This window comes from Janthinobacterium agaricidamnosum (genome assembly GCF_003667705.1).
Lineage (GTDB): Bacteria > Pseudomonadota > Gammaproteobacteria > Burkholderiales > Burkholderiaceae_D > Janthinobacterium.
Map to the genome: position 1 here is coordinate 774,662 of NZ_CP033019.1, position 16,401 is coordinate 791,062.

The following is a 16,401-nucleotide window of genomic DNA, read 5'->3' on the forward strand; positions in this document are numbered from 1 at the left end:
CGACGCTTATAACAACAAGGAATCATTATGTTTGCTTATATCCTGCGCCGCTTGTGGCAGATGCTGCCCACCATGCTGGGCGTCGTCCTGCTGGTGTTTATATTGTTTAACTGGGTGGGCGGCGACCCCGCCTACATCCTGGCCGGCAAGATGTCTAGTGCGGAAAGCATCGCCAACATCCGCCGCCAGCTGGGCGTCGACCAGCCGTACTACGTGCAGCTGTGGATCTTCATCAAGCAGATCGTCACCTTTGATTTCGGTCAAAGCTGGGCCACGGGCGAGTCCGTGTCGCACATCATCACCTCGCGTCTGGGCCCGTCGATGATGGTGCTGATCCCGCTGACCGTGCTGGAAACCTTTTTCGGCGTGGCGCTGGCGCTGGCCATCGCGTTCGTGCGCGGTTCGCTGACGGACCGCATGGTGATGATTGCCTGCACGGTGGGCATGTCGATTTCCATTCTCGTCTACATCATCGTCTTCCAGTACGGTTTTGCTTACAAGCTGGGCCTGTTCCCCGTGCAGGGCTGGGGCGACAGCTTCTGGGAAAACCTGCTGCGCTATTCGACCCTGCCCATCCTGATTGGCCTGGCCGTGTCGATCGCGCCGACCCTGCGCCTGTTCCGCACCTTCGTGCTGGACGAGGCCAACCAGGATTACGTGCGCACGGCGCGCGCCAAGGGCCTCAAGGAAGGCCGCATCATGTGGGTCCACGTGCTGCGCAACGCCGGCATTCCCATCATTACCTATGTGATGTCGAACTTGCCGGCCCTGCTGATCGGCGCTTTCCTGCTGGAACGTTTCTTCGGCATTCCCGGCATCGGGCGTGAAGTGATTTTGGCCGTCGAGCGCAGCGACTTTCCGGTGATCAAGGCGATCACCGTGTATGTTGCCGCCGCCACCATGCTCTTCAACCTGCTCACCGACCTGCTGTACCAGGCGGTCGATCCTCGCGTACAACTGAAGTAGAAAGAGACGATGTCGAAACCTCATACATCGCCCGGCCTGTGGGCCCTGGCGTGGCGCCGTTTGCGCGGCGACAAGATTGCAATGGTATCGCTGGCCGTGGTCGGCGCATTTTTCCTGCTGGTGCTGGCGTCTGCCAGCGGCCTGGTGGCGGCGAACTGGGAAGACGAAGTTGCCGTCAGCTATGCACCGCCCACGTTTGTCGGCGCCGACAAGGATGCGGCCGGCGCCGCCGACGGCGCCATTCCCCAGTCCGACGAGCGCAGCGCGCCCACGCCAGTCAACGTGCTCGACCCGCTGGCCGACGATATCGCCGAACTGCGCGCCCAGATGGGCAGCAATCCATCTGCCGGCGTCGAGATGTACGGCGTCACCGACCCGCTGGCCGACGACTTGACGGCCTTGCGCGCCGGCATGGGCAAGACGAAAAAGCTGATCGCGCACAAGGCGGCGACCTTGCCTTTCGGCGCCGACAAGTGGGGTCACGATATCGTGCAGAAAACCATCAAGGGCGGCGAAACGTCGATCGTCGTGGGCCTGGTGGCGGCCTTGCTGGCCGTGGTGCTGGGCACCCTGTTTGGCGCCGTGTCCGGCTACTTCGGCGGCATCGTCGATGATTTCTTCAACTGGTTCTACAGCATCTTCACGTCGATCCCGTCGATTTTGATGATCTTGACGGTGGCGGCCGTGCTGCAGCAGAAGGGCGTGCTGACCATCGTGCTGATCCTCGGCTTGACGGGCTGGACGGGGCCGTACCGCCTGATCCGCGCCGAATACATCAAGCACAAGGCGCGCGAATACGTGATGGCGGCCGACGCCATCGGCGCCTCGCACTGGCGCAAGATGTTTTCGCACATCTTCCCGAACGTGAGTCACGTTGCCTTGGTGCAAATGTCGATTCTCGTGGTGGGCTTCATCAAGGCGGAAGTGATCCTGAGTTTCCTCGGCTTTGGCGTGCCGGTGGGCACCGTCTCGTGGGGCAGCATGCTCAACGAGGCACAAAATGAACTGATCCTGGGCAAATGGTGGCAGCTGACGGCCGCCGCCACGGCGATGGCCGTGCTGGTGACGGCGTTCTCGCTGTTTACCGATGCCTTGCGCGATGCGCTCGACCCCAAAGTGAAATAGGAGTTGCTCATGGACCAGAATAACCTGTTGGAAGTGCGCGACCTGCGCGTCACCTTCCGCCTGGACAAGAAGACCACGTTCGAAGCCGTCAAGGGCATCTCGTTCAACGTGCCGCGCAACAGCACCGTCGCCCTGGTGGGCGAGTCGGGCAGCGGCAAGTCCGTCAGCTCGCTGGCCGTGATGGGCCTGCTGCCGCCTGACAGCACCATCATCGATCCGCAATCGCGCATCCACTTCGGCGGGCGCGATTTGCTGCAACTGTCGATCGCCGAGCGCCGTACCATGTGCGGCAAGGATATCTCGATGATCTTCCAGGAACCGATGTCGTCCTTGAATCCCGTGTTCACGGTCGGCTTCCAGATCGCCGAAGTGCTGCGCCAGCACATGGGCATGAACCGCAAGCAGGCAAGGGCGCGTACGCTGGCGCTGCTCGAAGAAGTGGGCATACCCGACCCGGCCACGAAGATCGACGCCTACCCGAGCCAGATGTCGGGCGGCCAGCAGCAACGCGTGATGATCGCCATGGCGATCGCCTGCGAGCCGAAACTGCTGATCGCGGACGAACCGACGACGGCGCTGGACGTGACGATCCAGAAGCAGATCATGGACCTGATCGCGGCGCTGCAAAAGAAACACCAGATGTCCGTGCTCTTCATTACCCACGACCTGGGCCTGGTGGGGGAAATCGCCGACCAAGTGATCGTCATGCGCCACGGCGAAGTGCGCGAGACGGGCGAGGTACGCCAGGTATTCGAAGCGCCGCAAGACAGTTATACCAAAGCCCTGCTGCATTGCCGCCCGTCGCTGGACGAGCGCCCGTGGCGCTTGCCCGTCATCGCTGATTATATGGAAGGCAAGGCGGGCCCCGGCGTGGAGATGAAACAGCGCACGCGCGGCTACACGCCGGGCGACGAACCGGTGCTGGTGGTGAATAATCTCAGTAAAAGCTTTTATACGCGCGAAGGCCTGTTCGGCAAGCGCGAATTCCAGGCCGTCAAGGACGTGTCGTTCACTTTGCCGCGCGGAAAAACCCTGGGCGTGGTGGGCGAATCCGGTTCCGGCAAGACGACGGTGGGCCTGACCCTGCTGCGCTTGCACCAGGCAACTAGTGGCACGGCCATGTTCCACGGCAAGGACCTGATTGCCATGCCGAACAAAGAGTATTTGCCCTATAAACGCCGCATCCAGATCATCTTCCAGAATCCGTATGCGTCCTTGAATCCCCGCTTTACGGTGGGGCAGATTTTGCTGGAACCGATGCGCATCCACAAGATCGGTGCCGATGACAAGGAACGCATCGCCAAGGCCTACTGGCTGCTCGACAAAGTCGGCTTGCCGGAACAGGCTTTCCACCGCTATCCGCACGAGTTCTCGGGCGGCCAGCGCCAGCGCATCGCGATTGCCCGCTGCCTGACCATGCAGCCGGAGATTCTGGTGTGCGACGAATCCGTGTCGGCGCTGGACGTGTCGGTGCAGGCGCAGGTGCTCAACCTGCTGCAGGATTTGCAGGATGAATTCGGCCTGTCCTACATCTTCATTTCGCACGACTTATCAGTGGTGAAATACATCGCCGACCAGGTGATGGTGATGCACAAGGGGCAAGTGGTGGAACTGGCCGATTCGGACGAGCTGTACCGCAATCCCGTGCATCCGTACACGCGCACCCTATTGAGCGCCATACCGAAGGGCGTGCAGTTGTAGGGGGCTTTTTACGGTAAGATAGCGGCCATGCCCAACCTCATTTATCTGCTCGAACATTACGGTGTCCTGATTGTCTTTGGCATCGTGCTGGTGGAGCAGCTCGGCTTGCCGATTCCCGCCTTTCCCATTCTCGTGGTGGCGGGGGCGCTGGCCGTCGATGGCGACATGAATGGGGGGCTGGTGCTGGCCGCCGCGCTGGGCGCCTGCCTGATCAGCGACTTCACGTGGTTCCGCGCGGGCCGCCATTTCGGCAAGCGCATCCTGCGGCTGCTGTGCCGCATCTCGCTGTCGCCCGATTACTGCGTCAGCCAGACGGAAGACAAATTCAAGCGTTGGGGCCCGAAAGCCCTGATCGTCTCCAAGTTCGTGCCGGGATTCAATACCGTGGCCGCGCCGATGTCGGGTGCGCTCGGCACGCCGCCGCGCCTGTTCTTCCTGTATGCGGGCCTGGGCGCCTTGCTGTGGAGCGGCACCGGCATCGCCGTCGGCGTGATCTTTCACGCCAGCGTGCAGCAGGTGCTGGATTTGCTCAGCACCATGGGCAGTACGGCCTTGCTGATGCTGGCCGCCTTGCTGGGCTTGTTCCTGCTGTACAAATTCCTCGAACGCCGGCGTTTCCGCCAGGCCTTGCAGATCGAGCGCATCGGCATCGACGAATTGCTCGAACTCATAGAGCAGGGCGAAGAGCCGCTGATGGTCGACGCGCGCAGCGCCACGGCGCAAGCGCTGGAGCCGGCCGTGCCGGGCGCCTTGTTCTTCAATGGCAAGGAACCCGTGCCCGCCATGATCGCGATGGACAAGGACCGCCACATCATCGTGTATTGCAGCTGTCCCAACGACGTGACGGCCGCGCAAGTGGCCAAGCTGCTGCACCAGCACGGCTTTCACCGGGCCAAGCCCCTGCATGGCGGCCTCGACGCGTGGAATGCCGCCTACCGCTCGGACCAGCCGGCACCCGCCAGCCTGCTGGGCGAAGGCTTGCCCTCCTGATCGGCGCATGCCTGCCGCATCGCAGGCCGACCGTAAAAACCGGTAGTAATAATACGAAAGCGCTGTCGTGGGGCCGCCAGGACGGCAGCGCCGCGCCAGCGCCGCCCCATATAAAGCGGCTTTGCGCAAACTGCGGCATACTCTTGTTTTCAGGCGATTCCTGCTGCTATGCAGCATGCTTTTGGTGTATCTGGCGAGTGTAGGTACTTACTATAAATCATTGTTTTCGAGTAACTTTGGCCTTGCCTGTTGCATTTGGAGTGGAACTACCAATAAAGGCTTGTTTTGATGTACTTAAACTACAAACTTTGCTTGCCTCCGGGCGCATTCATCCTTTAAGCTTGGCGTCCCATGCGTCCCACTTCATCATTTAAAATCATGAGCGCTTCGTCTTCTCCCGTACTGCCGACTTCCGCCTTTGCCGATGGACCGCGCCTGCTGGCCGACGTGGGCGGCACCAATGCCCGTTTCGCCCTGGAAGTGGCCGCCGGCCACATCACCCTGGTCGAAGTGCTGCCCTGTGCCGATTACCCGAGCCTGTCCGCCGCCCTGCAAGCCTACCTGGCCTTGCCGCACATCGCTGCCGCAGGCGGGCAAGCCGTGCGCCATGCCGTGATCGCCATTGCCAACCCCGTCGACGGCGACTTCCTCAGCATGACGAACCACCACTGGTCGTTCTCGATCCGCGCCATGCGCGAAGAGTGCGGCTTCACGACCCTGGACGTGGTCAACGATTTCACGGCCCTGGCGCGTTCCTTGCCGCAGCTGTCGAGCGAACAGAAGCACCAGGTGGGCGCGGGCACGGCCCGTCCGAACACGGCCATCGGCCTGATCGGCGCCGGCACGGGCCTGGGCGTGTCGGGCCTGATTCCCTCGCATGGCGGCTGGATCGCCCTGCAAAGCGAAGGCGGCCACGTCAGCTTTGCGCCGTTCAATGAAACGGAAGTGAGCATCCTGCAATTTGCCTGGCGCGAATACGAGCACGTCTCGGCCGAGCGCCTGATTTCCGGCGATGGCCTGGAACTGATCTACCGCGCCCTGGCCGACCGCGCGGGCGTGCCCGCCGAAGCCTTGCCGGCGGCTGAAATCACGCGCCGCGCGCTGGCCGGCGAATCCCAGCTGTGCGACGACGTCATCGAAGCGTTCTGCTGCATGCTCGGCACGGTGGCGGGCAACGTCGCCGTCACCCTGGGCGCGCTGGGCGGCATTTATATCGGCGGCGGCATCGTGCCACGCCTGGGAGCGCGTTTCGACCGTTCCGGTTTCCGCGCCCGCTTCGAGCGCAAGGGCCGCTTCGCCAATTACGTGTCACAAGTGCCGACCTTCGTCATCACGGCGCAGTATCCAGCTTTCCTGGGTGCATCGGCCATTCTTTCGGAGAAACTCGCCTCCCTGTGATGCGCGAGGTACGGGCGATGTGTCGCGCCAGGGCCGGGTAAAACGCGTGTTTTGCCCGGTTTTGCGCTTTTCCGCTTTTTATCAGGTACAATTGGCATCGTTGGATGAAACGACGACTGTCGCTCTCCTGTCTGGCTGGTTCGCCGCCACGGGAAAAGCAGCTGCTCCGGAGATCGTTTCATTGCTGGTTACTTAGTGAAGGTTAATTAAGGCCAGCACCATGGATGACAGGACTTTCACTGCATCCGCTTTAATCCCGCTTTGCGCGCATCGGCCAAGGCGTCGGAAAAACAGCCTCAACTAGTAACCCAGCACGGCGTCATCATCGATGTCTGCCATCTGTTACGTTGAAATGAACGTTTTTGATTTCTTTCTCTGCATACGAATTGCAACACACATCCGCACAGAATTGCTATGAATACAATTGAGGCTAAAAAAGTCCTCGAAACCGCGTTGCTGTGCGCTCGTGAATCGCTGACGATCCACAGCCTGAAAAAGCTGTTCGTCGATGCGGACGAGAATGGTCGTGTGCGCGGTGTCGGCGTTGGCGCCGACACGATCAAGCAATTGCTGGAAGAGTTGCGCGACGAGTGGGAAGGGCGCGGCATCGAGATCGTCAGTCTGGCTTCGGGCTGGCGCTTTCAAAGCCGCCCGGAAATGAAGATGTATCTCGACCGGTTGACGCCCGAGCGGCCGCCCAAGTATTCGCGGGCGACCCTGGAAACCCTGGCCATCATCGCCTACCGCCAGCCGGTGACGCGCGGCGATATCGAGGAAATTCGCGGCGTTGCCGTCAATTCGCAGACGATCAAGATGCTGGAAGACCGTGGCTGGGTCGATGCCATCGGCTACCGCGACGTGGTGGGACGGCCGGCCTTGCTGGCCACCACCAAGCAGTTTTTGGATGATCTGGGTTTGCAATCGCTGTCCCAGCTGCCGCCTTTGCAGCAAATCAGCGAGATGCAGGGCAATGGGCTTGAAGCCCTGGAAGCGGCCCTGCAGGAAAATTTTGACAAGGCAAGCAATGAGCTTGTCCCCCAGCTTGGTGCAGGTAGCAATACGGCTGTGACAGATGTAGATGTGACAGCAAGCCTTGATGCCGGCCCCGATGCTTCGCCCATGGACGAAGCCTACACTCACGACCCTGCGCCAGAACTAACGGTTGACGCTGCGCCAGGTCAGCACAGCCAAGAAACGAAGAATGAATAATCCGAACACCCCCGAGACAGTAACCGCCAGCGACGAAGCCATCGTTGCCAAGCCCAAGCGCCGCACCAAGGCCCAGATCGAAGCTGACGCGGCTGCTGCCGGCACGGCTGGCGACGCTGTCGCCGCCAAGCCGAAGCGCCGCACGAAAGCCGACGTGGCCGCCGATGCGCCCGTCGCGGAAGCTGTCGCCGCCGACGCTGCGCCCGCCGCCAAGAAAACCCGCGCCAAGCCGGCCCTGAAGGCCGTGGCCGACGCCGCGGAAGCCGCAGCCGAGGCGGTTGCCGCCCCGGCGCCGCGTCCGCCGCGCGCCCGCGCCGCCGCCAAGGCCGCTGCCGCCGTCGCTGAAACGGCGCCGGAAGCCGTCGTCGACAAGCCGGCCGAAGCACGCCCGACCCGCGGTCCGCGCCAGATGCGCGGTGTGCAGGCGGAGCGCGCGTTGCGCCAGCCGCCGCGCGCCGAAGCGCCGCAGGCGGCCGATGCCGTTGCCGCAGCGCCTGCCGCAGAGCAAGCTGCCGCGCCTGTCGCCGACGTGTTCGATGCCGAAGGCAACCTCGTGTCCGGCCCGCGCCTGCCGCGCGGTCCCCGCAACGACGTGCCGGGTGCCGGCAAGAATGCCGGCAAGAGCCGTAAAAAGGGCAAGGGCCGCCAGGCTGCGCCAGGCAAGCTCAGCGACGCTGATGCCGTCTTCTCGTTCGTTACTTCCGACGCCTTCGACAGCGAAGAAGGCGGCACGGGCCGTGTACAGAAAGCGGCCGTGCGCCGCGACCTGACGTCCGACGACGATGCGCCGAAGCTGCACAAGGTACTGGCCGAAGCCGGTCTCGGTTCGCGCCGCGACATGGAAGACCTGATCATTTCGGGCCGCGTGTCCGTGAATGGCGAGCCGGCCCACATCGGCCAGCGCATCTTGCCGAGCGATCATGTGCGCATCAACGGCAAGTTGATCCAGCGCCGCGTCAGCAAGAAGCCGCCGCGCGTGCTGGTCTACCACAAGCCGGCCGGCGAAATCGTCAGCCACAACGACCCGGACGGCCGTCCATCCGTCTTCGACCGCCTGCCGACCATGAAGGCGGGCAAGTGGCTGGCCGTTGGCCGCCTCGACTTCAACACGGAAGGCTTGCTGTTGTTTACCACGTCCGGTGACCTGGCCAACCGCCTGATGCACCCGCGCTACGGCATCGACCGCGAGTACGCCGTGCGTACCCTGGGCGAGCTGGAAGAGGGCATGCGCCAGAAGCTGCTGGCCGGCGTCGAGCTGGAAGACGGCCTGGCGCAGTTCTCGAAGATCGCCGATGGCGGCGGCGAAGGCATCAACAAGTGGTACCGCGTGGTGATCGGCGAAGGCCGTAACCGCGAAGTGCGCCGCATGTTCGAAGCCATCGGCCTGACCGTTTCGCGCCTGATCCGTACCCGCTACGGCGCCATGACCCTGCCGAGCGGCCTGAAACGCGGCCGCTGGGAAGAGATGGATGAAAACACCGTGCGCGACCTGCTGACCGCCTACGGCATCGAAAAGAAAATGCCGGCATCGGGCGACCCCCGTGCCGCTGGCGCCGCCAAGGGCCGCGAAGCGCGCAAGGCCAGCCGCGATGACGAGCCGAATGGCAACCGCATCGATGTGAGCAACCGCAACGCCGATCCGTTCCCTGTCGCGCCGCGCCGTGGCCAGCCGCAAGGCCAGTTTGCCCGTCCGCAAGGCCAGGGCCGCCCGGGCGGCGCCGGCCGTCCAGGCGAAGCGCGTGGTCCGGGCCGCGGCCAGTCGCAAGGTCCGTTCCAGGGCGGCCAGCCCCGTTCGTCGGCATCGTTCGAAGGTGCGCAAGGCCAAGGCCAGGGCCGTCCGCCGCGTGCGGCAGGCCAGGGCCGTCCGGGTGGCGAAGGCCGCGCGCCGCAGCGCGGTCCGCGCCAGCCCGATCCGCTGCAAACGGCCTTCGGCTTCGCCAACACGGGTCCGCGCCGCAATGCCGGCGGTGGTGCCGGTGGGCAAGCACGTTCCGGCGGCCAGCCGCGCGGCGGCATGGATCGCGGCGGCATGGATGGCATGCCGCGCCGCCGCAGCAAAGGTTAATCGGGAAGAGTTTCTTCTTGCGCGCCCGCTGATCTGCCGCGGGTGCGCGCTCTTGTAACTGTTGTAAGCCGGGCCGCTCCTCGTGTGCGGCATTGCGGCGAAGTTAATAAGAGGTTATAATCTGCAGCCTAATAAAAGTTCTCCGCAGGGTTGTTTGGTGGGGAGTGCTTTCATCTGGTTGGGAAAATACAAGAAGATGGGCAGATGCCCATTTTTTTTTTGTTGAACCGTTTGTAATGGCTCCGCAAGGGGCCATATATGACTTGAATGCGTGTTTTTGCATGTTGTCGGCGCTTATTGCGGCGCTGTCATGCCGAAAACGGGCCTTATTTCTGGAGAATTTCTTGCAGCAGTTGGGATTAATTGAAAAGACAGTTACAGGTCTGGGCTATGAGCTCGTTGATGTCGAACGTGCCGAGCGCGGGCTGCTGCGCGTCTTTATTGATTTCAGCGCCGCCGATGCCGCTGAAAAAGGTCCGATCACGGTCGAAGACTGTGCCACGGTCAGTCACCAGTTATCGCATGTGTTGACGGTAGAGAACGTTCCTTACGAGCGTCTCGAGATTTCTTCCCCGGGTCTCGATCGTCCGGTGCGCAAGCTGGAAGACTTCGTCCGTTTCGCAGGCCAGGAAATCATCGTCAAGCTGATGGTGGCGATGCCGGGTACGAACAACCGGAAATCGTTCCAGGGGATCTTGCAAGAACCCGTGGGCGATAAATTGTCGTTGGAATTTGAAGGTAAGGATGGTCCGGCGATGTTGGAGTTTACGCTCGCCGATGTGGATAAGGCACGCTTGGTGCCGCAGGTGGTTTTTAAGGGACGCAAAGCATGAGCCGCGAAGTTTTATTATTGGTTGACGCGCTGGCGCGCGAAAAAAACGTCGATAAAGATGTCGTCTTCGGCGCCCTCGAATTCGCGTTGGCGCAAGCCACGAAGAAACGGTATGAGGGTGAAGTAGACATCCGCGTTTCGATCGACCGCGAAACGGGCGAATTCGAATCGTTCCGCCGCTGGCACGTCGTGCCCGATGAAGCGGGCCTGCAATTGCCGGATCAGGAGATCCTGCATTTCGAGGCAAAAGAACAGATTCCCGATATCGAAGTCGATGACCATATCGAAGAACCGATCGAATCCGTTGAATTCGGCCGCCGTTTCGCCCAGGATACCAAACAGGTGGTCCTGCAGCGCGTACGTGACGCCGAACGCGAACAGATCCTGGTCGACTTCCTGGAGCGCGGCGATTCGCTCGTCACCGGCACCATCAAGCGCATGGAACGCGGCGACGCCATCGTCGAATCGGGCAAGATCGAGGCACGTTTGCCGCGCGACCAGATGATTCCGAAAGAGAATCTGCGTATCGGCGACCGCGTGCGTGCATACATCTTGCGCATCGACCGCAATATGCGCGGCCCGCAAGTGATCCTGTCGCGCACCGCGCCGGAATTCATCATGAAGCTGTTCGAGCTGGAAGTGCCGGAAATCGAGCAAGGCATGCTGGAAATTAAATCCGCAGCCCGCGATGCCGGCGTGCGCGCCAAGATCGCCGTCTACACGGCCGACAAGCGCATCGACCCGATCGGTACTTGCGTCGGCATGCGCGGTTCGCGCGTGCAGGCTGTCACCGGCGAGTTGGGCGGCGAACGTGTCGACATCGTGCTGTGGTCGGAAGATCCGGCGCAGTTCGTCATCGGCGCCCTGGCGCCGGCGAACGTGTCGTCGATCATGGTCGATGAAGAAAAACACGCGATGGATGTCGTCGTGGACGAAGAAAACCTGGCAATCGCGATCGGCCGTTCCGGCCAGAACGTGCGCCTGGCCTCGGACCTGACCGGCTGGAAGATCAACATCATGACGGCCGAAGAATCGGCCGACAAAGCTGCCCAGGAAACGGCTGCCGTGCGCATCCTGTTCATGGAAAAGCTCGATGTCGACCAGGAAGTGGCCGATATTCTGGTGGAAGAAGGTTTCGCCAGTCTGGAAGAAATCGCTTACGTGCCAATTTCCGAAATGCTGGAAATCGAATCGTTTGACGAAGATACCGTCAATGAACTCCGTACCCGTGCGCGTGATGCGCTCGTGACCGAAGCGATCGCTTCGGAAGAGGGTCTGGAAGGCATGGACGAGGCGTTGGTGAATCTGGAAGGCATGGATCGCATCACCGCCGGCAAGCTGGGTCTGGCTGGTATCAAGACCGTAGAAGCATTTGCAGCACTGGCATACGACGAATTTGGCGCAATCCTGGCCTTGTCTGCGGACCGTGCGCGTGAACTGATTACAAGTGAATTTAAAGATGTGACCGACGATGAGATGAAGTTGGTTGACTCGAAATACGACGATCGTGCCAAGGCGTTGCAAGCCAAGGCATGGAGTCTGGCCGAATCCGCAAAGGCTTAATTTGAGTATCTTTATCATCTCCGCGACACATAGAAAAGAGGACTGAATGGCGAGTAACAACGTAGCCCAATTTGCCACCGAACTGAAGATGCCTGCAGATTTGCTGCTGACGCAGCTGCGTTCTGCCGGCGTCGAGAAAAGTTCGACGTCAGATCCATTGTCGAAAGATGATAAGGACAAGCTTTTGGATCATCTGCGCCGCACACACGGCGCAGCGGCTGACACAGAAAAGAAAAAAATCACCGTGACCCGCAAGGAAACGACTGAGATCAAGCAAGCAGACGCCACCGGCAAATCGCGCACGATCCAGGTGGAAGTGCGCAAGAAACGCACTTTCGTCCAGCGTGACGAAGCTGCGCCGGTCGCGGCAGAACCGGTCGCGCCTGCCGCACCGGTGATCGATCCCGCCGACGTGGCGCGCCGTGAAGAAGAAGCCCGTAAACAGGCTGAACTGATCGCCCGCCAGGAAGCCGATCTGCGCGAAAAGCAAGAACGTCTGGCCAAGCTCGACGCGGAAAAAGAAGCCCAGGCGAAAGCCACGCAACAGGCTGAATTGGCTGCGAAGAAAGAAGCGGAAGCGGAAGCGAAGAAAGCGGCCGCCAAGGCCGCCGCCGCGCCTGCCGCCAGCGCCGCTGCGCCTGTCGTTGACGATGCCGCCGCCGAAGCGAAAAAAGCCGCTGCCGCTGAAGAAGCGAAAAAGAAAGCCGCCGCCGCTGCTGTTGCTGCCAAGGAAGCCGCTGACAAAGCGGAAGCCACCGAGCGTGCACGCAAGGCCGTTGCCGACGAAGTTGCCCAGATCAAGGCCATGATGAACGCGCCACGCCGCGCCATCAAGGCACCGGAACCCGTACCGGTTCCCGTCAAGCCGAAGGCGCCGGAAGGCACGCTGCACAAGCCTGCTGACAAGAAACCTGGCGACAAGCCGGGCGACAAGAAGCCTGCTGTCGCAGACAAGAAATCCATCAAGTCGGCCAATGTGTCGTCCACCTGGTCCGATGATGCGAAAAAACGCGGCACCACCGGTGGTCCCAAGCCACGCGGCAATAGCGGCCCAGGCGGCCGTGACAGCTGGCGCGGTGGCGCGAAGGGCCGTCGCCCGACGCACCATGACGACCGTGAATCGAACTTCCAGGCGCCTACGGAAGCCGTCGTCAAGGACGTGCACGTACCGGAAACGATCACCGTGGCCGAACTGGCGCACAAAATGTCCGTCAAGGCATCCGAAGTCATCAAGCATTTGATGAAATTGGGCCAGATGTGCACGATCAACCAGGTGCTGGATCAGGAAACCGCCATGATTCTGGTGGAAGAAATGGGCCACAAGGCGTTCGCCGCCGAACTGGACGATCCGGAAGCGCTGCTGGCCGACGTGGGCGAACACGCGCACTTCGAAACCAAGCCACGCGCACCGGTGGTCACCGTCATGGGTCACGTCGACCACGGCAAGACCTCGCTGCTCGATTACATCCGTCGCGCCAAGGTGGCTTCCGGCGAAGCGGGCGGCATTACGCAGCATATCGGCGCTTACCACGTCGATACGCCACGCGGCATGATCACCTTCCTCGACACCCCGGGCCACGAAGCGTTTACCGCCATGCGTGCCCGTGGCGCCAAGGCAACCGACATCGTGATTCTGGTGGTTGCCGCCGACGATGGCGTGATGCCGCAAACGAAAGAAGCGATTGCCCATGCGAAAGCAGCCGGCGTACCGCTGGTGGTGGCGATCAACAAGGTCGACAAACCGGGCGGCAACGTGGACCGCGTGACGCAGGAACTGGTCGCCGAACAAGTCGTGCCGGAAGAATACGGTGGCGAATCGCCATTCGTGCCGGTATCGGCCAAAACGGGCCAGGGCATCGACGATCTGCTGGAACAAGTGCTGTTGCAAGCCGAAGTGCTGGAACTGACGGCACCGGTCGATGCGCCAGCGCGCGGCCTGGTAGTCGAGGCGCGTCTGGACAAGGGCCGTGGTCCTGTCGCGACGATCCTGGTGCAGTCCGGTACCCTGAAACGCGGCGACGTGATTCTGGCGGGCTCTTCGTATGGCCGTGTTCGCGCCATGCTGGACGAGAACGGCAAGTCGATCGCTGAAGCGGGTCCTTCGATTCCGGTCGAAATCCAGGGTCTGACGGAAGTGCCGGTTGCCGGTGAAGAAGTCGTCGTCATGGCTGACGAGCGCAAGGCGCGCGAAATCGGTCTGTTCCGTCAAGGTAAGTTCCGCGACGTGAAACTGGCGAAACAGCAAGCTGCGAAACTGGAAAACATGTTCGACCAGATGGCCGAAGGCGAAGTGAAAAACTTGCCGTTGATCATCAAAACCGACGTGCAAGGTTCGCAAGAAGCGCTGGTCGGTTCGCTGCAGAAACTGTCGACCTCCGAAGTGCGCGTACAAGTGGTTCACGCGGCCGTCGGCGGCATCACGGAATCGGACGTCAACCTGGCAGTCGCCTCGAAAGCGGTCATCATCGGCTTTAACGCCCGTGCTGATGCCCAGGCACGCAAGCTGGCCGAGTCGAATGGCGTGGACATTCGCTACTACAACATCATTTACGATGCGATCGACGAGATCAAATCGGCGTTGTCGGGCATGTTGGCACCAGAGAAACGCGAAACCGTCATCGGCCAAGTCGAGATCCGCCAGGTTATCCTGGTCTCGAAGGTCGGCGCGATTGCCGGTTGCCTGGTCACCGATGGCGTGGTCAAGCGTGCTTCTTCCGTCCGCCTGTTGCGCAACAACATCGTGGTGTGGAGCGGCGAGATCGACTCCCTGAAACGCTTCAAGGACGATGCGAAAGAAGTTCGCGCCGGTCTGGAGTGCGGCCTGTCGCTGAAGAACTACAACGACATTCAGGTTGGCGACACGCTGGAAGTATTCGAAGTCCAGGAAATCGCTCGTACCCTGTAATCGCAGCAGCAATGAAAACCGCGCGGACATACCGTTGTCCGCGCAAACACGTGGGGCGCATTGGTCAACGGGCAACCGTTTGACCCATGCGCCCTGCGGCACTTAGGACAGCATAAAATCATGGCTAAACATAGCAAAACCATGCCAGCGCGCGGCTTGCGCGTGGCCGACCAGATCCAGCGCGATCTGGCTGAGATCGTCGCCTACGAATTGAAAGACCCGCGCGTGGGCACGATGATCACCATCACCGAAGTGCAGATCACGCCCGATTACGCGCACGCCAAGGTGTTTTTCACGATGTTGAAAGACAGCAAGGAAGCCATCAAGAACACCACCGAAGGCCTGATGGCCGCCTCGGGCTTCATCCGTGGCTTGCTGGGCAAGCGCCTGCACATCCACACCCTGCCGATGCTGCATTTCGTGCACGACAGCTCGACCTCGCGCGGCATGGAAATGTCGCTCCTGATCGACAAGGCCAATGCCACGCGCGCGGCCGACGCCGAGCCGGATGTCAAACCAGAAGCGGACGAGCAATAACAGTGGCGGGTCCGAAGAAACCACCGGGCATCAAGCGGGTGCGCGACCTGGTCGACGGCGTCTTGTTGCTCGATAAGCCCGTGGGCTGGTCCAGCAACGACGCCCTGATCAAGGCCAAGCGCGTGCTGAACGCGAAAAAAGCCGGCCATACGGGCACCCTGGATCCGTTCGCCACGGGCTTGCTGCCGCTGTGCTTTGGCGAGGCGACGAAGTTCTCGCAGGACTTGCTGGAAGCCGACAAGACCTACGAAACCCTGGTGCACCTGGGGCAGACGACGGATACGGGCGACACGGAAGGCGCAGTGCTGGAAACGCGCGAGGTCAACGTCACGCAAGAGCAGATCGAAGCCGTGCTGGCGCGGTTCCGCGGGCCTATCCTGCAGACGCCGCCCATGTACTCGGCCTTGAAAAGGGACGGCAAGCCCCTATATGAGTATGCAAGGGCAGGCATCACCCTGGAGCGCGAAGCGCGCCCGGTGACCATCCACAAGCTCGAGTTCCTCGGCTATGAAGCCCCGTTCCTGAAATTGTCCGTGATGTGCAGCAAGGGCACGTATATCCGCGTGCTGGGCGAAGACATCGGCCATGCCTTGGGTTGCGGCGCTCATCTGAACGCCTTGCGCCGCACGCAGGTGGGCAACCTGACGCTCGACGGCGTCGTCACCTTGGATGAGCTGACGGCGCATGCCACGCCGCTGAGTCTGCTGGCGCCCGTCGATGCACTGTTGTCGAGTTTTCCCGCCGTCCAGCTGACGGAAGAATTGGCCAAGCGTTTCCTGCATGGCCAGCGCATCGCGCTGGGCAAGGAAGACGTCGCCGTGCCAGCCGAACCGGGCAGGGTGCGCGTGTATCACGACAGCAAGCTGTTGGGCACGGGCCAGTTACAGGAATACAGCATCCTGGCGCCCGAACGGCTCATTGCCACAGCACATCAATAAAAGCTGGGGTCAGACCCCTCGACCGTTGGCGCAAGCCTCTGAGTTGGCGGGATTGAGGGTCTGACCCCGGCATGCACTCTTCAAACAGTGTCGCTTTTTTAAACAATCCGTCCCCGACTGCGGGAGCCGCCAGCATTTTTAGATAGCGTTGCAACGCAACATGCTATACTAC

Annotated in this window: 12 protein-coding genes; all 12 read left to right on the forward strand. The window is 61.5% G+C overall.

Going from position 1 to position 16,401, the window contains the following annotated elements; all coding sequences use genetic code 11:
* The first annotated feature begins 27 nt into the window (after positions 1-27).
* Positions 28-966 carry an ABC transporter permease gene (locus D9M09_RS03500; protein WP_070219240.1) on the forward strand — a complete coding sequence of 313 codons (939 nt, stop codon included), beginning with the start codon at positions 28-30 and terminating at the stop codon, positions 964-966.
* A gap of 9 nt (positions 967-975) precedes the next feature.
* The gene (locus tag D9M09_RS03505; protein WP_099410271.1) at positions 976-2,091 is read left to right on the forward strand and encodes an ABC transporter permease; all 1,116 of its coding nucleotides are present in this window, start codon (positions 976-978) and stop codon (positions 2,089-2,091) included.
* A 9-nt stretch (positions 2,092-2,100) separates the two neighbouring features.
* The gene (locus tag D9M09_RS03510; RefSeq protein WP_121668585.1) at positions 2,101-3,792 is read left to right on the forward strand and encodes an ABC transporter ATP-binding protein; all 1,692 of its coding nucleotides are present in this window, start codon (positions 2,101-2,103) and stop codon (positions 3,790-3,792) included.
* A 27-nt stretch (positions 3,793-3,819) separates the two neighbouring features.
* Positions 3,820-4,782 (forward strand): VTT domain-containing protein, encoded by a 963-nt coding sequence (locus tag D9M09_RS03515; RefSeq protein WP_070219237.1) that lies wholly within the window; start codon positions 3,820-3,822, stop codon positions 4,780-4,782.
* Positions 4,783-5,160: 378 nt separating this feature from the next.
* Positions 5,161-6,180: a glucokinase gene (locus tag D9M09_RS03520; protein ID WP_070219236.1), complete on the forward strand. Its 1,020-nt coding sequence runs from the start codon at positions 5,161-5,163 to the stop codon at positions 6,178-6,180.
* Between the two features lie 414 nt (positions 6,181-6,594).
* On the forward strand, positions 6,595-7,389 hold the full coding sequence (scpB, locus tag D9M09_RS03525; RefSeq protein WP_070219235.1) for an SMC-Scp complex subunit ScpB: 795 nt from the start codon (positions 6,595-6,597) through the stop codon (positions 7,387-7,389).
* Positions 7,382-9,454 carry a 23S rRNA pseudouridine(2605) synthase RluB gene (gene rluB, locus D9M09_RS03530; protein ID WP_121668586.1) on the forward strand — a complete coding sequence of 691 codons (2,073 nt, stop codon included), beginning with the start codon at positions 7,382-7,384 and terminating at the stop codon, positions 9,452-9,454. Before scpB ends, rluB begins: the two co-directional genes overlap by 8 nt.
* A 344-nt stretch (positions 9,455-9,798) precedes the next feature.
* Positions 9,799-10,287 (forward strand): ribosome maturation factor RimP, encoded by a 489-nt coding sequence (gene rimP / locus D9M09_RS03535; protein ID WP_035828693.1) that lies wholly within the window; start codon positions 9,799-9,801, stop codon positions 10,285-10,287.
* Entirely contained in the window at positions 10,284-11,849 is a 1,566-nt protein-coding gene (gene nusA / locus D9M09_RS03540) for a transcription termination factor NusA (protein WP_070222358.1), read from the forward strand. Before rimP ends, nusA begins: the two co-directional genes overlap by 4 nt.
* Positions 11,850-11,895: 46 nt before the next feature.
* Positions 11,896-14,754 carry a translation initiation factor IF-2 gene (gene infB / locus D9M09_RS03545; RefSeq protein WP_034760145.1) on the forward strand — a complete coding sequence of 953 codons (2,859 nt, stop codon included), beginning with the start codon at positions 11,896-11,898 and terminating at the stop codon, positions 14,752-14,754.
* 120 nt (positions 14,755-14,874) lie between these two features.
* A complete protein-coding gene (rbfA, locus tag D9M09_RS03550) occupies positions 14,875-15,291 on the forward strand; it encodes a 30S ribosome-binding factor RbfA (protein ID WP_035825200.1) in 417 nt (138 codons plus the stop codon).
* A gap of 2 nt (positions 15,292-15,293) precedes the next feature.
* A complete protein-coding gene (gene truB, locus D9M09_RS03555; RefSeq protein ID WP_121668587.1) occupies positions 15,294-16,229 on the forward strand; it encodes a tRNA pseudouridine(55) synthase TruB in 936 nt (311 codons plus the stop codon).
* Positions 16,230-16,401 lie beyond the last annotated feature (172 nt).